This window comes from Streptomyces sp. NPDC002520 (assembly GCF_053595235.1).
The window spans coordinates 1-21,255 of sequence record NZ_JBSFXG010000047.1 but is presented as its reverse complement, the minus strand read 5'-3'; the positions used below and the strand labels follow the sequence as shown (position 1 = coordinate 21,255).

Annotated in this window: 19 protein-coding genes and 1 pseudogene; 13 read left to right on the top strand and 7 right to left on the bottom strand. The window is 70.6% G+C overall.

Features of this window, described 5'->3' with window-relative positions; genetic code table 11:
• Positions 1 to 1,299, bottom strand: coding sequence for an ABC transporter substrate-binding protein (locus ACWD5D_RS39265; protein ID WP_451377599.1), 1,299 nt, complete (start codon positions 1,297 to 1,299; stop codon positions 1 to 3).
• A 321-nt stretch (positions 1,300 to 1,620) separates the two neighbouring features.
• Between ACWD5D_RS39265 and ACWD5D_RS39260 the strand changes: the two genes are divergently transcribed.
• The 3 genes from ACWD5D_RS39260 (at position 1,621) to ACWD5D_RS39250 (ending at position 3,867) form a co-directional block, all read left to right on the top strand.
• A complete protein-coding gene (locus tag ACWD5D_RS39260; protein WP_451377598.1) occupies positions 1,621 to 2,388 on the top strand; it encodes a FadR/GntR family transcriptional regulator in 768 nt (255 codons plus the stop codon).
• Between the two features lie 31 nt (positions 2,389 to 2,419).
• On the top strand, positions 2,420 to 3,463 hold the full coding sequence (locus tag ACWD5D_RS39255; protein ID WP_451377597.1) for an enolase C-terminal domain-like protein: 1,044 nt from the start codon (positions 2,420 to 2,422) through the stop codon (positions 3,461 to 3,463).
• A 74-nt stretch (positions 3,464 to 3,537) separates the two neighbouring features.
• Positions 3,538 to 3,867 (top strand): L-rhamnose mutarotase, encoded by a 330-nt coding sequence (locus ACWD5D_RS39250; RefSeq protein ID WP_451377596.1) that lies wholly within the window; start codon positions 3,538 to 3,540, stop codon positions 3,865 to 3,867.
• 65 nt (positions 3,868 to 3,932) lie between these two features.
• Here the strand turns inward: ACWD5D_RS39250 and ACWD5D_RS39245 are convergent, their stop codons facing one another.
• From ACWD5D_RS39245 to ACWD5D_RS39230, 4 genes are all read right to left on the bottom strand, one after another.
• Positions 3,933 to 4,775, bottom strand: a complete 843-nt coding sequence (locus tag ACWD5D_RS39245; protein WP_451377595.1) for an amidohydrolase family protein — start codon at positions 4,773 to 4,775, stop codon at positions 3,933 to 3,935.
• A 61-nt stretch (positions 4,776 to 4,836) separates the two neighbouring features.
• Entirely contained in the window at positions 4,837 to 5,844 is a 1,008-nt protein-coding gene (locus ACWD5D_RS39240; RefSeq protein WP_451377594.1) for an aldo/keto reductase, read from the bottom strand.
• Positions 5,845 to 5,928: 84 nt separating this feature from the next.
• Entirely contained in the window at positions 5,929 to 6,684 is a 756-nt protein-coding gene (locus ACWD5D_RS39235) for an SDR family NAD(P)-dependent oxidoreductase (RefSeq protein WP_451377593.1), read from the bottom strand.
• A 10-nt stretch (positions 6,685 to 6,694) separates the two neighbouring features.
• Positions 6,695 to 7,546, bottom strand: a complete 852-nt coding sequence (locus tag ACWD5D_RS39230; RefSeq protein WP_451377592.1) for a fumarylacetoacetate hydrolase family protein — start codon at positions 7,544 to 7,546, stop codon at positions 6,695 to 6,697.
• 484 nt (positions 7,547 to 8,030) lie between these two features.
• Between ACWD5D_RS39230 and ACWD5D_RS39225 the strand changes: the two genes are divergently transcribed.
• The 9 genes from ACWD5D_RS39225 to ACWD5D_RS39185 all read left to right on the top strand — a co-directional run bounded on the left by ACWD5D_RS39225 (position 8,031) and on the right by ACWD5D_RS39185 (position 17,608).
• Positions 8,031 to 8,795 carry a (Fe-S)-binding protein gene (locus tag ACWD5D_RS39225; RefSeq protein ID WP_451377591.1) on the top strand — a complete coding sequence of 255 codons (765 nt, stop codon included), beginning with the start codon at positions 8,031 to 8,033 and terminating at the stop codon, positions 8,793 to 8,795.
• Entirely contained in the window at positions 8,792 to 10,234 is a 1,443-nt protein-coding gene (locus ACWD5D_RS39220; protein ID WP_451377590.1) for a lactate utilization protein B, read from the top strand. Before ACWD5D_RS39225 ends, ACWD5D_RS39220 begins: the two co-directional genes overlap by 4 nt.
• On the top strand, positions 10,231 to 10,881 hold the full coding sequence (locus tag ACWD5D_RS39215) for a LutC/YkgG family protein (RefSeq protein ID WP_451377589.1): 651 nt from the start codon (positions 10,231 to 10,233) through the stop codon (positions 10,879 to 10,881). Before ACWD5D_RS39220 ends, ACWD5D_RS39215 begins: the two co-directional genes overlap by 4 nt.
• 211 nt (positions 10,882 to 11,092) lie before the next feature.
• Positions 11,093 to 11,968 carry an SIS domain-containing protein gene (locus ACWD5D_RS39210; RefSeq protein WP_451377588.1) on the top strand — a complete coding sequence of 292 codons (876 nt, stop codon included), beginning with the start codon at positions 11,093 to 11,095 and terminating at the stop codon, positions 11,966 to 11,968.
• Positions 11,965 to 12,936 carry an ROK family protein gene (locus ACWD5D_RS39205; protein ID WP_451377587.1) on the top strand — a complete coding sequence of 324 codons (972 nt, stop codon included), beginning with the start codon at positions 11,965 to 11,967 and terminating at the stop codon, positions 12,934 to 12,936. Before ACWD5D_RS39210 ends, ACWD5D_RS39205 begins: the two co-directional genes overlap by 4 nt.
• The gene (locus tag ACWD5D_RS39200; protein WP_451377586.1) at positions 12,933 to 13,853 is read left to right on the top strand and encodes a 1-phosphofructokinase family hexose kinase; all 921 of its coding nucleotides are present in this window, start codon (positions 12,933 to 12,935) and stop codon (positions 13,851 to 13,853) included. The genes ACWD5D_RS39205 and ACWD5D_RS39200 overlap by 4 nt, the downstream gene beginning before the upstream one ends.
• 10 nt (positions 13,854 to 13,863) lie before the next feature.
• Complete coding sequence (locus ACWD5D_RS39195; RefSeq protein ID WP_451377585.1) at positions 13,864 to 14,709, top strand: class II fructose-bisphosphate aldolase; 846 nt, start codon at positions 13,864 to 13,866, stop codon at positions 14,707 to 14,709.
• Positions 14,710 to 14,987: 278 nt separating this feature from the next.
• A complete protein-coding gene (locus ACWD5D_RS39190; RefSeq protein WP_451377584.1) occupies positions 14,988 to 16,691 on the top strand; it encodes a class I mannose-6-phosphate isomerase in 1,704 nt (567 codons plus the stop codon).
• The gene (locus ACWD5D_RS39185; RefSeq protein ID WP_451377583.1) at positions 16,688 to 17,608 is read left to right on the top strand and encodes an ROK family protein; all 921 of its coding nucleotides are present in this window, start codon (positions 16,688 to 16,690) and stop codon (positions 17,606 to 17,608) included. The genes ACWD5D_RS39190 and ACWD5D_RS39185 overlap by 4 nt, the downstream gene beginning before the upstream one ends.
• Before the next feature lie 96 nt (positions 17,609 to 17,704).
• Here ACWD5D_RS39185 and ACWD5D_RS39180 read toward each other — a convergent pair.
• Both ACWD5D_RS39180 and ACWD5D_RS39175 read right to left on the bottom strand, forming a co-directional pair.
• Positions 17,705 to 17,952: pseudogene (locus ACWD5D_RS39180) on the bottom strand (amidohydrolase family protein); the annotation flags it as partial.
• Positions 17,953 to 18,066: 114 nt separating this feature from the next.
• On the bottom strand, positions 18,067 to 18,282 hold the full coding sequence (locus ACWD5D_RS39175) for a GntR family transcriptional regulator (protein WP_451377635.1): 216 nt from the start codon (positions 18,280 to 18,282) through the stop codon (positions 18,067 to 18,069).
• A gap of 557 nt (positions 18,283 to 18,839) precedes the next feature.
• On the opposite strand from ACWD5D_RS39175, the gene ACWD5D_RS39170 reads away from it, so the two are divergent.
• Positions 18,840 to 21,221: an Ig domain-containing protein gene (locus ACWD5D_RS39170; protein WP_451377582.1), complete on the top strand. Its 2,382-nt coding sequence runs from the start codon at positions 18,840 to 18,842 to the stop codon at positions 21,219 to 21,221.
• Positions 21,222 to 21,255: the final 34 nt, after the last annotated feature.

Sequence of the window (21,255 nt, the reverse complement as noted above, 5' to 3'; positions counted from 1 at the left end):
TCACTTTTCCTTGCTCAACGCCGTGTTCATGACGCCGGCCATCTTCTGTGCGGCTGCCGCCACGTCGGCCGACCCGTCCCAGGCGGGGCCGAAAACGCTGGCCTCCTGGCTCTGCCAGGCGGAGGTGTTCTCGGAGGTGGGGAACGGGACCGCGTAGGACAGCTCGTCCAGGAAGGACTTCAGGTTGAACTGCGGAGTGGCGTTCACCCACGCCTGCTGGGTGGAGTTGTAGGCCGGGATGACCCCGCCCTGCCGCGCCTCGATGTTCGCCGCCTGCTTGGAACCGAGGAAGGCGAGGAAGGCTGCCGCCTCCTTGGGGTGCTTGGTCTTGGCGTAGGCGACGTTGGCCAGGCCGTGGATCACCACTGCCCGCTTGGTTCCCCGAGGCAGGACGGTGACGTCGACATCGCCCTTCAGGTTGGCGTTCTTGGCGAACTCCAGGGTGTCCCAGCTACCGCCGTAGTACATGGCGATCTTGCCCGACTCGAAGAGCTGGGCCGGGAAGGTGTCGGTCATGGACTTCAGTGATGGCGAGGACCCGGCCTTGACCAGGTCGGTCCAGAACTTCAGACCTGCGACCGCGGCCGGCTGGTCGTAGCCCGAGGACTTCCCGTCGGCCGAGATGACCTTGCCGCCGGCCTGGAAGATGGTGTTGTAGTAGTTCTCCTGGCCGAACGGCGGCGCGAGGATGCCGTACTGCTTCTTGGAGGCATCGGTCAGCTTCTTGGCGGCGTCCTGGAGGTTCTGCCAGGTCCAGGTGTCGTCGGGGTACTTCACCCCGGCCGCGTCGAAAAGCTTCTTGTTGTACCAGAGCCCGACGGTGTCGAAGTCCTTGGGGATGCCGTACTGGGTGCCCTTGTAGTTGTAAAGGCTGACCAGGCTGGGCGGGTAGTTGGAGAGGCTCACCTTGTTGGCGGCGAGCTTGTCCGACAGTGGCAGCAGGATGCCGTTCGACTCGTAGAGCTTGGCGTTGGGGCCGTTCATCCAGAACACGTCGGGCGCGCTGCCGCTGGTGGCGTCGGCCTGGAGCTTGGTCCAGTACTCCTGGTTCGCGGTGAGCTGGATGGTCACCTTGACCGACGGGTTGGCTGCCTCGAAGGCGTCGACGATGCGCTGCACGGCCGGCTTCTGATTGGCGTCCCAGATCCGGTAGGTGAGCTGGACCGGGCCGCCGTTCGCGCCGCTGTCGGAGCCGCCCGAGCAGCCGGCCGCGCCCAGGGCCAGAGCGGCGACTGCCGCGAGCGCCGCCCGGCGTCTGCCGGTGCGGCCGGTGCGTTCAGTGTTACGCCGAATGTGCATAAGAACATTCCCATCTGCGATTGCAATGTGTCGAGGAATAGATCTGATACATACTGGAGGATTGAAGGGGTGAAATGGGCCGACTTTTCCCGAAGTTGCCACCAGCGGCAAGGTTCGAGCGTCGGGTTCGGGCTCCGTCGCAAGACGGGGCTGAGCCGCCCAGCTGCGATGGGACGAGTCTGGGGTCGTCAAACCCTGGCGTCAAGGGTTTCGGTATGCTTCACTGGGTTGAAGCATCAGATGTATCGGAAACATGTAGGGCTGGCGGGCGTCGATGCTAGTGCGCTTCAGGCGGCCTCAAGAGTGAAGTGGGGGAAGTCGTTGGCCGGCTCAGAGAACACCTCGGCACCTGCAGGCGCGACGGGTGGTTACCGCCCCGGGTACGAGGTCGCTGCCGAACGGATCCTCGAGTACGTCGTCCGAGCGGGACTTCAGCCCGGTGCCCGACTGCCCACCGAGAAGGAGTTGGCGGACGAGGTGCAGATGAGCCGGACCGTGGTCCGGGAGGCGGTGAAGATCCTCTCCGCCCTGGGGCGGCTGTCCGTGCAGAAGGGCCGAGGCATCTACGTGGCCGAGCCCGCGCAGTCCTCCTGGCAGCAGTCGCTGGCCAACTTCCTGCCCGCGGACCTGCGTCAGGTGGACGAACTGTTCGAGTTCCGCCGCCACCTGGAGACCACCACCGCCAATCTGGCCGCGCAACGGGCCACCCCGGCGCACGTCAAGGCGGTGCGCGATGCCGCGCGGCAGTCCGCCGAGGCGGCGGAGCAGGGCGACATCAACGCCTTCTCCGCCGCCGACGAGGCCTTCCACATCGGAATCGCCGCCGCCGCCGCCAACATGTTCTTCGCCTCCACCGTCGACGCCGTGCGCCATCTGCAGCGCCAGGTCACCGCCATCGGGCTGGCCGGGGTCGCGGGCGGATCGCTGGGCGTGGCCGCCGGGCAGCACGAGGCGATCGCCGAGGCGGTCGCCGCGGGCGAGGCGAGCCGTGCCGAGACCTTGATGGCCGAGCACATCGACCTGACCGCCAAGCAGTTCCAGCGGGAGATCTGGCGCCGCGTCGTGCCCGGCGACGACGCCGACTCCTGAAACTCCAGACTTTCAGCCGTGAAGGACACCCATGCGAATCACCGATGTGACCGTGGAACTGGTCGATCTGCCCGCTCAGCCGCCCTTCCGGTGGCGCGCCGGGCTGCCGGGCTCCGAGCCGGCGGTGGTGGGAGGAGTTCTGCGCGTACACACAGATGAGGGTCTGCAGGGCGAGGTTCACACGAGGCGCGGGATGATCGTCGCCGACCTGGTCGACCGTCGCATCCGCGCGGACCTCGTCGGTCGCGATCCGCTGATGCGCGAGCTGCTCTGGCAGCGGCTGTGGGAGCTGGACCGGATCGAGGAGTTGCCGATCTATGCCCTCGGGCTGGTCGACGTGGCGCTGTGGGACCTGGCCGGAAAGGCGGCCGGGCAGCCCGTCCACCGCCTGCTGGGCAGCTACCGCGAGGCCATCCCCGCCTACGCCAGCACGGTCACCTTCGGCAGCGTCGAGGAGTACCTCGATGTCGCCGACCAGTGCCTGGAGCTGGGCTATGTCGGCATCAAGCTGCACGCCTGGGGTGACCCGAAGGCGGACGCGGAGCTGTGCCAGAAGCTCAGGGCACACGTCGGTGACGACGTCCCGCTGATGTATGACGGCTCGGCCGGCTTCGACCTCGCCGACTCGGTCTACGTCGGCCGCGCGATGTCCGAGGCCGGCTACCTGTGGTACGAGGAGCCGATGCGCGAGTTCAGCGTGACGTCCTACCGCTGGCTGGCGGAGCAGGTTTCGGTCCCGCTGCTGGTCGCGGAGACCTCTGACGGCGCGCACCTGAACGTCGGCGACTTCATTGCGGCCGGCGCGGCCGGCCGGGTGAGGACGAGTGCGCAGTACAAGGGCGGGATCACCGGGGCCATGCGCATCGCGCACCTCGCCGACAGCTACCAACTGCGGGCCGAGGTGCACGGCAGCGGAGTGGTCAACGCCCACCTGTGCATGGCGATACCCAACACCACCTATTACGAGTCCTTGGTCTACACCAATCCCGTGCAGCGTGAGTCAGCGGTCGGCGCCGACGGGCTGGTACAGGCTCCGACGGCGCCCGGCATCGGGTTCGACCAGCCGGGCTGGTGACGATTTCCCCCGCCGGCCCTTCGGAGCGGGGCCGGCGGGATCCCCGAACACCCTTCACCCAAGGAGGCGGCACCGTGGTCGTCCAACGCTTCGCGGCGGTCATCCGCCTGCGTCCGGAACTGGAAGCCGAGTACCGCGCCCTGCACGCGGCGGCCTGGCCCGAGGTGCTGGCGACCCTCAAACGTGCCAACATCGGCAACTACTCGATCTTCCTGCGCGACGGCCTGCTCTTCAGCTACCTGGAGTACACCGGCGAGGACTATGCGGCCGACACCGCGCTGATCGCAGAGTGCCCGGTCACCCGCGAGTGGTGGGCCCGCACCGACCCTTGCCAGCAGCCCCTGGACAGCGCTGGTGAGGGCGAGCGGTGGGCGCCGGCCGAAGAGGTCTTCCACCTGGAGTGACATGAGGCCGACACCCGTGAGGGGGCGGACGCAGCCGCGTCCGCCCCCTCACGGGTTCCTGCGCCTCACAGGCCGTAGACCCGGGCGGCGGTGCCGCCGAGGACGTCATTCCGCTCGTGCGCCGACAGGTCGGCCAGGAGCTCGCGGGTGGTGGCGACCACCTGCCCGTAGTCGGCCGCCAGCGTGCACACCGGCCAGTCCGAGCCGAACATGAGCCGCCGCGGGCCGAAGGCCTCCAGGGCTACTGACACGAACGGCCGCAGGTCCGCGAGGCTCCAGCTGTGCCAGTGGGCCTCGGTGAACAGTCCGGAGAGCTTCGCCACGGTGTTGGGAAGCCGGGCCAGGGCGCGCAGGTCGGCGGCCCAGGTGTCCGGTCGGCGGGGGCGGACGGGGGGCTTGCCCAGGTGATCCAGGACGAAAGTGAGCTCGGGCCGGGCGCGGGCCGCCTCGACCGCGGCCGGCAACTGCTCGGGGCGTAGCACCAGGTCGTAGGCCAGGCCGGCGGATGCGACGGCGGCCAGGCCGCGGTCCACCTCGGGGCGCAGCAACCAGTCCGGGTCGGCCTCCTCCTGCACCTGGTGGCGGATGCCGACCAGGTGACCGCCCCCGGGCAGCGCGCGCAGTCCGGCCAGGGCGTCGGCGACCGCGGGAGAGGTCAGGTCGGTCCAGCCGACGACCCCGGCCACCAGCGGGTCACCGGCGGCAAGGGCCAGGTACTCGGGTGTCTCCTCGGGCACACAGATCGTCTGCACCAGCACGGTGGCGTGGACGCCGGCGGCCGCGGTCTGCGGACGCAGCTCGTCGAGGGTGAAGTCGCGCCGCAGTGGCGCGAGTCCGGGGCCGGTGAGCCACTCCTGGTCGCGGACCGACAGGTCCCAGACATGCTGGTGGGCGTCGATGACGGTCACGGCCGAGTCTCCTGTCGGGTGAACGTGTCCTTGCCGGGGGTGAGGAACGGCGCCGGCTGCATCAGGCGCGTCCTTCGTCGTGGTGATGGACCGGCAGCGGCGCGTCCTGGGGCAGGAGGCCCTGGGATCGCAGCGCGAGCCACATGCCCGGGGGGATGAGATGGCGGATCATTGCGGCGGCGTCCATCACCTCGACGGTGCTGCGCGCCCCGAGCAGGACTCCGGCGACCGCGGGGTGGCCGAGTGGGAACTGCAGTGCGGCTGCCCGTAGCGGGACCTCGAACGCCTCGCACACGGCCTTCAGGGCCAGGGCCCGGTCCAGCAACTGCACTGAGGCCGGGGCGTAGTCGAACGTCGCGCCCGGCCTGGGATCGGCCAGCAGGCCCGAGTTGAACACCCCACCGACCAGCACGGACACCCCGCGCCGTGCCGCCTCGGGCAGCAACGAGGCCAGCCCGCTCTGGTCGAGCAGCGAGTACCGCCCGGCCAGCAGGACGACATCGACGTCGGTGTCGCGGACGAACCGTGTCAGCATCGCGGTCTGGTTCATGCCGGCGCCGATCGCACCGACCATCCCCTCCGCACGCATCCGCTCCAGTTCGGGGTAGGCGTGGACGAAGGCGTCCCGCTCGTGGTCGTCCGGGTCGTGCAGGTAGACGATGTCCACCCGGTCCAGTCCCAGCCGGGTGAGACTCTCCTCGATGCCGGTGCGCACACCGCGGGCGCTGAAGTCCCACACCCGCTCGTGGGTGGCCGGGACGGCGAAGCCGTTCGCCAGGTCGTCGCCGTGCGGTCCGGTGCGCGGGCGCAGCAGGCGGCCGGCCTTGGTGGAGAGCGTGTACTGGTCACGCGGCCGGCTGCGCAGTGCGGCTCCCAGCCGGCGCTCGGACAGACCCAGGCCGTAGTGCGGGGCGGTGTCGAAGCTGCGGATCCCGCAGGCCCAGGCGGCCTCGACGGTGGCGGCCGCGTCCCCGTCGCTGATCGCGTGGAACAGATTGCCGAGCGGAGCGGCGCCCAGGGACAGTTCGCTGACCGCGGTGCCGGTGCGCCCTAGTGTTGTGCTGCGCATGGGTTCAGGTGTTGCCTCTCACTCAGGGTCCGGCCGGACCGGTGGGGGCCGCCGTTCGCCGCCGGCCCGGCCGGGTGCTGGGGGTCAGCCCGCGGGGGGCCGCACTCGCAGGCCGGCCATGCCGCCGTCGACGGGGAGCGCGATGCCGGTCGTCGAGCCCGCGAGGGGGCCGGCGAGGTAGGCGATCGCGGCGGCGACCTCCTGCGCGCTGACCAGCCTGCCATGCGGTTGGCGGGCGCTGAGGGCGGCGAGTTCGGCCGCGGCGTCGGGCGAGCGCTCCAGCAGCCGCGTCACCCACGCTGTGTCCACCGTGCCCGGGTTGACACAGGTGACCCGGATGCCTTCACCGATGTGGTCGGCAGCCATCGCCAGGGTCAGAGCGTGGATCGCGCCCTTGCTGGCCGAGTACAGGGCCCGTGCGGGCAGCCCGGCGGTCGCGGCGATCGAGCAGGTGTTCACGATCGCGGGATGTGCCGATCGCCGCAGATGCGGAAGCGCCGCGCGGGTGGTGCGGACCACCCCGAGCACGTTGACGTCGAGCACCTGCCGCCACTGCTCGTCGGGGTTGTCCTCGACGGTGCCCGCGGCGCCGACTCCGGCGTTGTTGACCAGGATGTCCAGGCCGCCCAGCACCGCCACGGCCGCCTCGACGGCGGCACGCACACCGGTGTCGTCGCTCACGTCGGCGGTGAAGCCGACCAGGGGCGCCGGAAGTTCGCCGGGTGCGAGATCGAGCACGGCCACCTTGGCGCCGCGTTCGACCAGCAGTTCGGCGGTGGCCAGGCCGATACCCGAGGCGCCGCCGGTCACGATGGCCCGCAGGCCTGTCAGTTCCGCCATGGTCGTCCCCTCAGGCCGCTGCGAAGGTCTGCCGCTGGTTGCCGAGCCCGTCGATGCCGAGCACGACCGTGTCGCCGGGGCGCAGGTACGGCTTGCCGGGCAGGCCCAGCGCGACACCGGCCGGCGTCCCGGTGTTGGCCACGTCGCCGGGTTCGAGGACCAGGTACTGGCTCAGGTACCACAGCAGGTGGGCCACGTCGAAGATCATGTCGTTGGTGGTGCCGTGCTGTCGGGGGGTGCCGTTGACCCTGGTGGTCAGCCGCAGCTTCTGTGGGTCGCCGACCTCGTCGGGGGTGACCAGCCAGGGGCCCAGCGGGTTGAAGGTCTCGCAGGACTTGCCGAGGTCCCACTGGCCGGAGTACTCGAGCTGGAACTCCCGCTCGGACACGTCGTTGCTGATGGTGTACCCCGCCACGCGGGTCAGCGCCTCCTCGGGGGAGTCCAGGTAGCGGGCGCGGCGGCCGATGACCACCGCGAGCTCCACCTCCCAGTCGGTCTTCACCGATCCGCGGGGGATCAGGACCTGGTCGTACGGGCCGATCACGGTGTTCGGGTCCTTCATGAACACCACTGGCCGGGTCGGGATGGCCGCGTTGGTCTCCCGCGCGTGATCGCGGTAGTTCAGGCCGATGCACACCACCTTGCCCGGGCGAGCCACGGGTGCCCCGATCCGTCGGCCGGTGTCGGCCAGCTCCGGGAGTCGGCCCTGCTCCAGCGCGCTCCGTACCCGGGCCACACCGCCGTCGGCCAGGAAGCGGCCGTCGATCTCGCCCGTGACGGGTGACAGATCCAGAAGCCGTCCGTTCTCCGCCAGCAACGCGGGTATCTCTTGGCCGGCGGGTCCGACGCGCAGCAGTTTCATCGGGGAACTTCCTTTCAGGCCTCTGACCACAGCCGTGCCAGAACTCTAGGATTGATGACCGACTGGTGCAAGGACTACATCAGATTTATTTGCCCCTGCCAGGATGCCCAGGTCGTTGGTATCTGTGCAGGTCATTTACCCTCCGGTTCTCGGCACGATGGACAGATGAATCAGAAACATCTGATGGAAGGCTTGTTCCTACGAGCGTCGCTGGCTAAGGTCTGAGCGTGTTCGGGACCTGATTGGTCAGATCCTTGGCGGAGAGACTGGGAGACCGCGCGATGACGCGGACCGACATTCACGACTGATCTCCACCCGACCTCCACCGCGCGGCGACACGGACCCCTCGCCACGGTGTGGCCTGCCGACTCTGTTCGTGTCCCTGCCGGGCCGACCACGAGGAAGTACGCGATGAGCCTGCACCGGCTGCGGCCGGCGGCAGCCGCTCAGGACCTCGACCACCAACCACTCTTCGGGAGTCGCATTGCGTGTCGCACTCTTCGTCACCTGCGTCAACGACGCGCTGTACCCGGGCACCGGGCGCGCGGTGGTGACGCTGCTGGAGCGGCTTGGTGTGGAGGTGGACTTCCCGACGGGCCAGATCTGTTGTGGGCAGCCGCAGTACAACACCGGCTACCGGGGCGCGGCGGAGCCGCTGGTGCGTCGTACGGCCACCGCCTTCGCCGGGTACGACCACGTGGTGACCCCGTCCGGATCGTGCGCGGCGATGGTGCGGGACAACTACCGGCGCATCGGCGCCCGGGCGAAGGCCCAGGGGCGCGGGGTGGAGCTGGCCGAGGCCGCGGCGTCGCTGGCCGACCGGGTGTACGAGCTGACCGAGTTCCTGGTCGACGTCCTCGGCGTCACCGACGTAGGCGCGTACTACCCGCACACCGTCACGTACCACCCGTCCTGCCACGGGCTGCGGATGCTCGGCCTCGGTGACCGTCCCCGGCAGCTGCTGGAGGCGGTCAAGGGTCTGACGCTCGTCGAGCTGCCGGGCGCCGAGGAGTGCTGCGGGTTCGGCGGCACGTTCTCGGTCAAGAACGCCGCCGTCTCCGCCGCGATGGGCGAGGACAAGGCGCACAACGCGCTCGCGACCGGAGCCGAGGTGCTGTGCGGGGCGGACAACTCCTGCCTGATGCACCTCGCCGGGACACTCCGGCGCCAGGACGCTCCACTGCGGACCGTCCACCTCGCCGAGATCCTGGCATCCACCGAGCCAACCGCGAGCGGAGCGGCGGCATGAGCGGCACCTACCTCGGCATGCCGGCGTTTCCGAAGGCCGCCGCCGCCTTCACCCAGGACAGCCGGCTGCGCGCCAATCTCACCCACGCCACCCGCACTATCCGCGACAAGCGCACGAGGGCGGTCGCGGAAATGGACGACTGGGCGCAGCTGCGCCTTGCGGGCAAGGAGATCAAGGACCGTACGCTGCGACATCTCGACCGCTATCTGCTCAAGGCGGAGGAGGCCGTCACCAGAGCCGGCGGCACGGTGCACTGGGCCGCCGACGCCGCCGAGGCCAACCGGATCGTCGCAGACCTGGTCAAGACCACCGGCGAGCGTGAGGTCGTCAAGGTCAAGTCGATGGTCACCCAGGAGATCGGGCTCAACGAGGCGCTCGCCGCCGAGGGGATCCGCGCGTACGAGACCGACCTGGCCGAGCTGATCGTGCAACTGGGCGACGATCTGCCCTCGCACATCCTCGTCCCGGCGATCCACCGCAACCGGGGCGAGATCCGCGACATCTTCCGCGACGCCATGGGCCGCTGGGGCCGGCCGGCCCCCGAGGGGCTGACGGACCGTCCGGCCGACCTCGCCGAGGCGGCCCGGCGGCACCTGCGGGAGAAGTTCCTACGGGCCAAAGTCGCCATATCCGGGGCGAATTTCATCGTCGCGGAGAGCGGCAGCCTGGTCGTGGTGGAGTCGGAGGGCAACGGCCGGATGTGCCTGACCCTGCCCGAGACGCTGATCTCGGTGGTCGGGATCGAGAAGGTCGTGCCCACCTGGCGGGACCTGGAGGTGTTCCTCCAACTGCTCCCGCGCTCCTCGACCGCCGAGCGGATGAACCCGTACACCTCCGTATGGACGGGCACCACCGACGGCGACGGCCCCCGCGCCTTCCACCTCGTGCTGCTGGACAACGGCCGCACCGACACCCTGTCCGACGAGGTCGGCCGGCAGGCGCTGCGGTGCATCCGCTGCTCGGCCTGCCTGAACGTCTGCCCGGTCTACGAGCGGGTCGGCGGTCACGCGTATGGATCGCCCTACCCAGGGCCGATCGGCGCGATCCTCGCCCCGCAACTGCGCGGCCTGCACAGCGAGGTGGACGCCTCACTGCCGTACGCCTCGTCGCTGTGCGGGGCCTGCTACGAGGTGTGCCCGGTCGCCATCGACATCCCGGAGGTGCTGGTCCACCTGCGCGAGCAGGTCGCCGAGCAGGGCACGGGGCACCGCGTCGAGCGGGCCGTGGTCCGGGCCGCGACCTGGTTGCTCGACCATCCGGCGGCCTACTCGGCTGCCACCCGGGCGGCCACACGCACCCGCCGGCTGCACCCGCGCCGGCTGCCGCTGCCTGGGCCGCCGAAGGCGTGGAGCGACACCCGTGACCTGCCCGCAATGCCGGAACAGACCTTCCGGGACTGGTGGAAGAAGAACCACGGTGAGAGGACCGACCTGCGATGAGCAGCTCCCGCGAGCGAGTCCTCGCCAGGATCCGCACCACGTCGGCCGACGTGCCGACGGAGTCGGCCGACATCCCGGTGCGACGCGACTACCGTGCGGCGCACATCCCCGAGGATCCGGCCACCATGCTCACAGTGCTGGCCGAGAACCTGGCCGACTACCGTGCGATCGTCCACCACGCCGCCCCGAAGGAACTGCCGGACCTGATCGACCGCCTGCTGGCAGAGCGAGGCGCCCGGTCGCTGGCCGTCCCGGCCGACCTGCCCCCGGAGTGGCTGGCGGCCGTCAGCGGTGTGCGGGTGCTGACCGACGGGCCCGCGCTGACGGCCAGTCGGCTGGACTCGGTCGACAGCACCCTGACGGGCTGCGCGCTGGCCGTCGCGGAGACCGGCACGATCGTGCTGGACGCGGGGGTGACACAGGGCCGACGGGCCCTCACCCTCGTTCCTGACCACCACATCTGCGTGGTCCGAGCGGACCAGATCGTCGCCTCCGTGCCGCGCGCCCTGCGCCGGCTGGACGCCGTGCGGCCGCAGACCTGGATCTCCGGTCCGTCCGCTACCAGCGACATCGAGCTGGACCGGGTCGAGGGCGTGCACGGGCCGCGACGGCTGGAGGTGGTCCTGGTGAGCGACCGCCCCGGCTGAGCCGGACGGGCATCCGGGCCGGCCGGTCCCGGGGCGCGGCGCCGACCAACGGCGTTGCCGGCGGCTTCCGGCTCGGTGCGGCCACCCGGTGCCCGCCTCGACTGCGCAGCTTTGCCCTATTCGCGCAATTTTGCTCAAAGTTACGTTTTATTGCCATGAATAGATCAGATTCAATCATCGTGTTGCAGGTTCTTTGTATTGGGAGGCCGTTGTGAGCCATGTGGAGCGCGAGATCGCCAGCCAGCCGGAGTGCTGGCGCCGGGCGCTGGAACTGGCGCCCGCCGGGTTGCCGGAGCAAGGCGAGCGGGTGGCGGTGATCGGCTGCGGCACCTCGCTGTACATCGCGCAGGCGTACGCGTCGCTACGTGAGGCGGCGGGACTGGGGGAGACTGATGCCTTCGCGGCCTCCGAGTTCCCGGCCAGCCGCGACTACGACCGACTGGTGGCGATCAGCCGCTCCGGCACCACGACCGAGGTGCTCGACGCCCTGGCCCGGGCGGAGCGGCGGATGCCGAGGGTCGCGCTCACCGGCGACCTCACCACCCCGATCAGCGCGGCCGCCGACGCCGTCGTGGACCTGGAGTTCGCGGACGAGAAGTCGGTGGTGCAGACGAGGTTCGCCACCACCGCGCTGGCCCTGCTGCGCGGCCGGCTCGGCCTGGCGCCGGCCGACCTGGCCGAGCAGGCGGAGCGGGCGCTGAGCCTGCCGCTGCCCGAAGGAGCGGTGACCGCGCGCCAGTTCACCTTTGTCGGCGCCGGCTGGACCACCGGCCTGGCCAACGAGGCAGCGCTCAAGCTCCGGGAGGCGTCGGGGAGTTGGACGGAGTCCTACCCGGCGATGGAATACCGGCACGGCCCGGTCAGCATCGCCGCGCCGGACACCGTCGTCTGGTTCTTCGGCGAGCCGCCCGCGGGGCTGCTGGACGAGGTCCGGGCGATCGGCGCCATGACCTCGGTGACCACACTGGACCCGCTGGCGGACCTGGTCCGCGCCCAGCGCCTCGCGGTGGAGATCGCCGAGGCCCGTGGTCTGGACCCGGACGAGCCGCGCAACCTGACCCGCTCGATCGTGCTGAACCAGCCATGACGGCGACGACGATCGCACTGGACATCGGCGGCACCTACATCAAGGGCGGAGCCGCCGGCCCGGACGGCACTCTGCGGGACAGCGAGCGCTGGCTCACCGGCACCGAGCGCGGACCGGACGCGGTGCTGGACACCGTGGTCGCGGCCGCCGCCGAACTCGCCGAGCGGCACCGGCCGGCGGCCGCGGGTATCGCGCTGCCGGGTATCGTCGACGAGGCGTCCGGAGTCTCGGTGCTGGCGGCCAATCTCGGCTGGCGGCGGCTGCCGGTCCGCGACCGGCTTACCGAGGAACTGGGCATCCCGGTCGCCATCGGGCACGACGTACGGGCCGGCGGCCTGGCCGAGGCCCGGCTCGGCGCCGGACGCGGCAGCCGGAACTTCCTGTTCGTCCCGGTCGGCACCGGGATCGCCGCCGCACTGATGGTCGACGGGCGGGCGCTGGCCGGCAGCCACGCGATGCCCGGCGAACTCGGCCATCTGCCGGTGCGATCCGGCGTCGGGGCGTGCCCGTGCGGCGGGCGGGGCTGCCTGGAGACGGTCGCCTCCGCCGCGGCCGTCGCCCGCCGCTACACCGCCGCGACCGGCGAGCCCGGCGTCACGGCGAAGGACGTCGGTGAACGCGCCGCCGCCGGTGACCGGACCGCGGTGGCGGTCTGGCGGGCGGCCATCGAGGCGCTCGCCGGCGGCCTCGCCACCGCCGTCACCCTGCTCGACCCCGAACGCATCGTGATCGGCGGCGGCCTCGCCCGGGCCGGCGAACTGTACTTCGGGCCGCTGCGCGCGGCGGTCGCCGGGCGGCTCGCCTTCCGGACGGCCCCGGAGATCGTCCCGGCCGAACTCGGTCACCAGGCCGGCTGCCAGGGCGCCGCACTGCTCGCCGGTGACCTGCTGACCCGTGCGGAGCGCCCGATGACCCCGAGCACCACCGCGCCCGCCCGGACCGTTCCGGCCCGCCGGAGACCTGAATGATCCTCACCGTCACGCTGAACGCCGCGCTCGACCTCACCTACCGGGTGGACCGGCTGCGCCCGCTGGGCAGCAACCGAGTGCGCACGGTGGTCGAACGGGCCGGAGGGAAGGGCGTCAACGTCTCCCGGGTGCTTCACGCCCTTGGACACCAGACCGTCGTCACCGGCCTCGCCGGGGGCGCGGCCGGCATCGCGCTACGGCGCGAACTCTCAGCCGCCCGGCTGCCCGAGCACCTGCTGGCGATCATCGGCGAGACCCGCCGCACGGTCGCAGTGGTCGACGAGAGCGCCGGCGACACCACGATCCTGCTCGAACCGGGCCCGGTGGTCCGCCCGGAGGAGTGGACCCTCCTGCTCGACCACCTCGACCGGCTGCTGCCGTCCGCCGCCGCCGTCGTGCTCTCGGGCAGCCTGCCGCCCGGTCTGCCCGAGGACGCCTACGCCCAGCTCGTCCACCTTGCGGCCGGTCACCGGGTGCCCGCGGTCCTGGACGCCGACGGTGCTGCCCTGCGCTCGGCGCTGGCGGCCGGGCCGGCTCTGGTCAAGCCGAACGCGGACGAGCTCGTCGCCGCCACCGGCACGACCGACCCCGTCGCTGCCGCGGGTGCCCTGCGGGAGGCCGGAGCCGCGTCCGTCGTCGCCTCCCTTGGCGCCGACGGTCTCATCGCCGTCACCCCGCAGGGCAGTTGGCAGGCCAGGCCGCCGGGGCGACTGGCCGGCAACCCCACCGGCGCGGGCGATGCCGCGGTGGCGGCGCTCACCCTCGGCCTGGTCGCCGGCACCCCATGGCCCGAGCGGCTCGCCGAGGCGGTGGCCCTTTCCGCCGCCGCCGTCGCGGCGCCGCTGGCCGGTGACTTCGACCCCGCCGTCCACGCCGACCTGCGAGAGCGCGTGGACGTCCGAAACCTGAGCCCCTGAGGAGTCTGTGATGCCCCTGACCGGTACCGGCACCATCGTCACCTCCGCGGCCGACGCCGCGCGCGGCGTCGGCGCGTTCAACGTCATCCAGCTCGAACACGTCGAGGCCATCGTCGCCGGCGCCGAGGCCGCGGGTGCCCCGGTGGTGCTGCAGCTGAGCGAGAACGCCGTCCGCTACCACGGTGCCCTGGCACCGACAGCGTCGGCGACGCTCGCCGTCGCCCGCGCCGCAGATGTCCCGGTCGCGGTCCATCTCGACCATGCCACCTCGGTCGGCCTGGTCGCCGAGGCCGTCGAACTCGGCTTCTCCTCCGTTATGTTCGACGCCTCCGCGCTCGACTACGACGACAACGTGCGGGCCACCGCGGAGGTGGTGGAACACTGCCACGCGGCCGGCGTCTGGGTGGAGGCCGAACTCGGCGAGGTCGGCGGAAAGGACGGAGTGCACGCCCCCGGTGCCCGTACCGACCCCGCCGAGGCCGCCGCATTCGTCGCCGCCACCGGAGTGGACGCGCTCGCCGTGGCCGTCGGCACCTCGCACGCCATGCTCACCCGCGACGCCGAGCTCGACTTCGAGCTGATCGCCGCACTACGTGCCGCCGTTCCGGTGCCGCTGGTCCTGCACGGCTCCTCCGGCGTCGCCGACGCGCATCTGACCCGGGCCGTCGAGCACGGTATGACGAAGGTCAACATCGCCACCCACCTCAACCAGGTCTTCACCACCGCCGTCCGTCAAGCCCTGGCGAACCAGCCGCAGTTGGTCGACACCCGCCGCTACTTCGGCCCCGGCCGCAGCGCGATGGCCGCCGAAGTAACCCGTCTGCTCGGCGTGGTGCGGGCCACCGCGCCGAGCTGAGTGGAGTTCAGCCGACGGCAGGGACGAACCACGTCGGCAGCCGGCGCAGGAGATCGTCCTGGCCCTCGCCGACCCACGCCACGTGGCCGTCCGAAGTCCATCTCCGGACTTACCTCGAAACCCCTACTGGCCTCGGCCTCACTGCCTGATCGGCACGATCCGGTCGGAGCACGCAAGCGGCTGTCCGGCCGCGCGCATGGCATACGCCGACCGGACAGCGGAGAGAGCGAGACCCCTTGAACTGCCTTGACAATTCTCGAAGAAGGGCCTTCATCGCCATGTCGTCAGTTCGCAGCTACGAATCCGACCCCTGTCACGTCATCACCGGAACGGTCAGCTCCGGGTACCGGGAGGCGGTCGCCGGCCTCACACCAGGTCAGGTTCTCGCCGTCGATGGACCGGCGGCCGTCGACTGGGAGGCGCTCACCGCCGGGATATGCGATGCGCTTGCCGCCCGCGGACTCACCGCGAAACAGCTCGACATGCGCGATCACTTCGCCCCGTGGCAGGACATCCTCGCCCTGACCGCGTCGGCGGTGCTCGAGCACGACCCGGACTTCGCCCCGCTGTCCCAGGCGAGCCTGGCCGACTTCTTCACCGAGACACCGCAGGCCGAGGCCGTCCCCGACGCCGTGACCATCGTCCTCGGGCCGGGGGCCGCCCTGGTCGCGCACGACAGGCTCTGGTACGCGGACCTGCCCAAGCGGTACGCCGAGGCCGACATCACCGCCGGCACCGGCCGCAATCTCGGCCAGCCGGCCGGCACCGGCGCGGGGACGACGCGCCGCCTGTTCTACATCGACTGGCCCGTGCTCGACCGCCACCGCGACGCCGTCGTCGCTGACGTCGACCTGTGGCTGGACACCCAGAACCCCCAAGCGCCGGCCTGGCTGGACGGGCCGGCACTGCGCGATACGCTCGCCGGCCTGGCCACCCAACCGTTCCGCACCCGGCCCACCTTCAACACCACCTCCTGGGGCGGACACTGGGCACAGCAACAGCTCGGCTTCAACCGTGAAGCCGCCAACACCGCGCTGGGCTACGAGCTCATCGCCCCGGAGAGCGGCATCCTCGTGGGCACCCCGGACGGTCCGCAGGCCGAAGTTCCGCTCCAGACACTGGTCTTCCTGCATCCCGAGGAGATCCTCGGGGAGCCCGTGCACGCCGCGTTCGGCACGTCCTTCCCGATCCGCTTCGACTACCTCGACACCGTCGGCGGCGGGAACCTGTCCGTCCACTGCCACCCGCAGTCCGACTACATGCAGCGGGTCTTCGGCTGGCCCTACACCCAGCACGAGACCTACTACATGATGGTCGGGGGACCCGACCGCCAGGTGTTCCTCGGCCTGCGCGAGGGCGCCGACCTCGACGCGTTCCGGCGCGAGGCGGACCGGGCGGTCCACGACGGCGTGCCGTTCGACATCGAACGCCACGTCCAGACCTTCCCCGCCGAACCGCACCAGCTCTTCCTCATCCCCGGCGGCACCCCGCACGGCAGCGGCGAGGGCAACGTCGTTCTGGAGATCAGCGCGACGCCCTACCTCTACAGCCTCCGGTTCTACGACTGGCTGCGCACGGACAGTGCGGGCAAGCCGCGCCCCGTCCACGTCGGGCACGCCTTCGAGAACCTCGACCCCGCTCGGTCGGGGGAGGCCGTGGCACGCGAACTGGTCCAGGCGCCGCGGATCCTGCGCTCGGGCGCCGGCTGGCGCGAGGACCTCATCGGCCGGCTCCCGGAAATGTTCTTCGAGGTCCGGCGCCTCGAACTCGCGGCGGACGCCACCGTCGACGACGTCACGGACCGCCGCTTCCACGTCCTCAACGTCGTAGAGGGCGACGGCATCGCACTGGAGACGAACACCGGACACCGCTACGAGCTGGCCTACGCCGAGACGCTGACCGTCCCCGCCTCGGTCGGCGCCTACCGCGTACGCGCCCTGGGAACCGGCCCGGTCCGCTATGTGAAGGCCCTGGTGCGATGAACGTTGACAACGAGACCGTCATATCGGTCATGGACATCGGCGGCACCCACGTGACCGCCGCCCGCGTGAACCTCGCGACCCGCAGCCTCCTGTACGGACAATCGATTCGCGAGCCGCTCGACGGCAACAGCACCGCAGAGGAGTTCCTGGCGGCCCTCGTCCGCTGCGCCGAACACCTGCCCGCACACAGCGGAAGCCGGTGGGCCATCGCGCTGCCCGGTCCCTTCGATTACGAACACGGCATCGGACGGTACGAAGGGGTCGGGAAGTTCGACGCGCTACGTGGCTTCGACCTTCGTGCCGCCCTGACCGGGCTGTTGCCCGACGTGCGCAGCCTGAGCTTCCACAACGATGCGGACGCTTTCGTGCTCGGCGAATGGTGGGCCGGGGCCGCGCGTGGGCACCGCTCAGTTGTCGGGATCACCCTGGGAACCGGTGTCGGATCCTGCTTCGTCCGAGACGGCCGCGTCCTGCGCCACGGCCCCGGGATCCCGCCAGAAGGACGAGTGCACACGCTCATGCATGCGGGCAGCCCGCTCGAGGAGACCGTGTCCCGGCGCGCCCTGCGGCGAGCCTACGCGCAAGCCACAGGCGAGGCGCCGGCGCCTGATGTCCAGGAGATCGCAGATCGGGCCCGGCGGGGAGAGCGCGCCGCCGCTGGTGTGTTCACCCAGGCGTTCCGCGCGCTGGGAAGGGTGCTCGGGCCGTTGCTGATGACATTCAAGCCGACGGTTCTCGCCGTCGGCGGATCCATCGGGGGGTCCTGGGATCTCATCGCCGAACCGTTGCGCGCGGGACTTGCCGAAGCCGGGCCGGCCCAAGCCGGGCACATTGTCATTCAGCCGGCGCAGTTCCCGGCGGAGGCCCCACTGCTCGGTGCGGCCTACTTGGCTACGGCTCCGGTCAGCGCCGGCTGAGAGGGGAGCAACTTCAGCTGCCCGGGGGCTGCCCGGAGGGGGCAGCGGGGCGGACGCTGGACCAGCCACCGCAATGTGGTCAACGGGGCGGATCAGAGGCCAGCCCAAGTGGTTCGGTGCGAAGGAGAGTTCGGGCCTCTGCCTCGCCACGGCGGCTGCCGAAGGCAGCTGTTCAGGGCGCAGGACCAGGTCGTAGGCGAGGCCGGCGGATGCGACGGCGGCCAGGCCGCGGCCCACGTCGGGACGGAGCAGCCAGTCGCCTCGTCCTCGCCCTGTACCTGGTGGCGGATGCCGACGAGACGGTCGCCACCAGGCAGCGCGCGCAATGCGGCCAGGGCGTCCGCATGACGCTGACCACCGCGGCGCTCCACCGGCCCCGATCGCTTCCAGGATCGCCAGCCCGCGCGGCCGCGAGCCCACTGGTCTCGGCCGCGGTGAAGCGCCGGAACTCGAACAGTTCACCGACGGCGGCTCGCGTTGGTCGCCAGGAACTGGGAGAACGTGTCGGACCACAGGTCGTTCATGGGATGTGCGACGAAAATGCCGCGTCCCTTCTCCACCGAGAGCCTCCCGAGGGCCGAGAGGATCCTGACGCCCTCCCACACCACCGTCGTGCTCATGCCCACTTCGGTCGCCAGATCCTTCTCCGTCGGCAGCCGGTCACCGGGCCCCATCCCCCGCCGTTCGACGTACTCCAGGATGCGCTCCGGCGCGACCTCGTGGCCGGGACGGTAGGGAGCCGCCTCCGTCTCCGAATCCGATGCCGCGGACGCGGGCCGGGAAGATCCAGTCCATGTTGCTCCGTGTATCCGATGCATGCATGTCACGAAATACCAAGTGCTGGGCCCCAAGATACCTCCCGGGCCGTCCGTTCAGGGGTGCTCGGATCCCCCCCCACGGAGCACCCGCGCCATCGGTAATAGATCTGAACTAAGCCTTGACGGCCTCTCCCGTGCCGTGCACGCTAGACCGCACTTGTGCTGCGGTAGTTACACAGGAGAAGCAAGCTCACTTCCCTGCACGGGCAGGTCTACGGGCCCTCCGGCTCACGGCCGCCCACCGATTCCGCTCCCCGGGACAGCGCGAACCATCTCCGTTGAAGAATACGAACTATCCAGGTGACCTCGTTCGTCGCTCGACGTTTGCCGGCCTTGCGCCCCTCTGCGCTGTTCACGGGCAGTTGATCAGCGATCCCGCGCGTCATCGAGAGTCACTTCACCTAGGAGGACATGTGGACAGGCGTCGCTTTCTGGTTGCCAGCGGCCTGAGTTCGGCCGCGGCGGTGGCCATGGCCGCCGGCCCCGCGCATGCCGCGCGAACGGCCAGGACCAAGACGTCTCCGTCGCTGCGGATCAGGGCGGGCTTCCTGTCGGTGGGTATCAGCGACTCCGGGTACGTGGAGAGCCTGGTGGACGTGCGCGACGGCACCGACCACCTGGCGAAGGACACCCCCGTGCCGCTGGTCAGCGTGGTGGCCGACGACAAGCAGGTGGTTCCCGCGGAGGTGCGGGTCGTGTCGCGCGACCAGTCGCACAAGCGGCAGGTCCTGGAGTTCGTCGGCGAGAGCGTGACGATCCAGGTGGAGGCCGTCAGGTTCCCCACGCATTCCACACTTGAAGTCGTCGGCTTGACGGCCGCCTCGGATGTGGATGTGCAGACATTGCTGTGGGGCCCGCTGCCGACGACGCTCGACGAGACCATCGGCGAGACGGTCGGTGTGGTCGCCAACTCCGATTTCGTCATGGGGGTCCGGCCGCTGAACGACAAGACGGTGGGCGGGTGGCCGAACGAGCATCTGGCGTACGGGTTCGGCCCGGATCTCGTCTGGAATCCGTACGGGCTGCAGACCGGCGTGAAGGACGAGTGGCTCGCGAGCAACGTCGCCGCGAAGACCACGTGGGGCAGTGTCCTGCGCGCCACCACCTACGACTACAGCAAGGTACGGGTCCGGCAGCGCACCAACGGTTACGAGATCCCGGTCGGCCCGCTGCCCGCGCCCGAGGGCCGGATCGTCGGCTCGAAGATCGCCCTGTTCGGCAGCGCGCCGGATCTCGCCCTGACCGTGCTCAGCCAGATCGCCAAGGAGCACGACCAGGCGTACCCCACCCTCGACGGCCAGTGGCAGAAGGTGGCCCAGCGCACCTCGCAGACCCACTTCTGGGTCGGTGACCTCAACACGAGCACCGTCACCGCGGCCGCCAAGCTCGCCGCGCAGGCCGGGGTGCGGAACATCTACGCGATCAGCGGCAACGGGCCGTGGGTGTCGCACGGGCACTACCAGTTCAATGGCTCCTTCGGCGGATCGGACGCGGTGGCCGCCCAGTTGGTGGCCGCGGCGGCGAAGGAGGGCATCGAGGTCGGGGTGCACACCCTGTCCACCTTCATCGACACCAACGACCCGTACGTGAAGGCACCGGCCGATCCACGGCTCGCGGTGGGCGGCTCCGCCAAGCTCACCCGCCCGCTGGCCGGGTCGGACACCACGCTGTACGTGGATGCCAGCGGCCTGCTGGCCTCCGGCGTCGACGGTCAACGGCTGCGGATCGGCGACGAGTTCATCACCTACGGCTCCGTCACCAAGGTCAGCAACACCGAGTGGCAGGTCGGCGGCCTCAAGCGGGCACAGTGGTCCTCGGCCGCCAAGGACTACCCGGCCGGCACCACCGTCGCCCGGCTCATCCAGAACGGCTACGGCGGTGCGCTTGCCAGCCTGCCGATCACCGACGAGATCGCGACCCGGCTTGCCACCGCCTACAACACCAGCGGCGTCCACGCCACGTCGTACGACGGCCTCGAAGGCACCGGCTACAACGGCTGGGGCGGCTACGGCTTCGCGCGCCTCGTCAACGGCGTATACCGGCAGGTCACCACCAAGAACTTCATCACCGAGTGCAGCAACCTCGCGTCGAACACGTGGGACGCGCAGTCCAGGGCGAGCTGGGGTGAGATCGGCCCCACGAGCTACGCCCAGATCATCCGCAGTAACACCTTCTACCGGGCGAACTACCTGCCCGGGATGATGGGCCAGCAGGGGCTCTCGGGCAACGCCGCCCTGCAGACGATCGAGGACACCATGGCGCACGCGGGCTCCCTCGACGCCGGTATCAACTTCGAGACCAGCGTGAGCAGCCTTCAGTCCGGCAAGAACACGGCCATCTTGCTCGCCGCCGTCCGGGTGTGGGAGTCCGCACGCGCGGCCGGTGCGTTCACCTCCGAGCAGAAGAAGCAACTGGGCGTCGCGAGCAGGCACTGGCACCTGAGCGAGGTCACGCCGGGCGAAGAGTGGACGCTGCAGGAGAAGGACACGTCCGGTCAGTCGATCGGCGACCCGCAGCCGGTCAAGGCCCCGAAGCCGGGCTTCGCCACGCCGGAGCCGACGGACGCCAGGGTCGGAGAGCTGTACGCCTTCAAGGTGACCTCGACGACTCCGCGGACCATCCGCTACGAGGTCACAGGCGGCAGCCTCCCGGGCGGCCTGACCCTCAACCAGGACACCGGCGGCATCACCGGAATCCCGACCGCCACCGGCACCAGCAAGTTCACCATCACCGCCAGGAACGGCGGAACCATCGCCGACGCGAAGATCACCTACAAGGTGACGACCAGGCCGTGAACGCGACTGCGCCGCGCCCCGGCCTCGGCCGGGG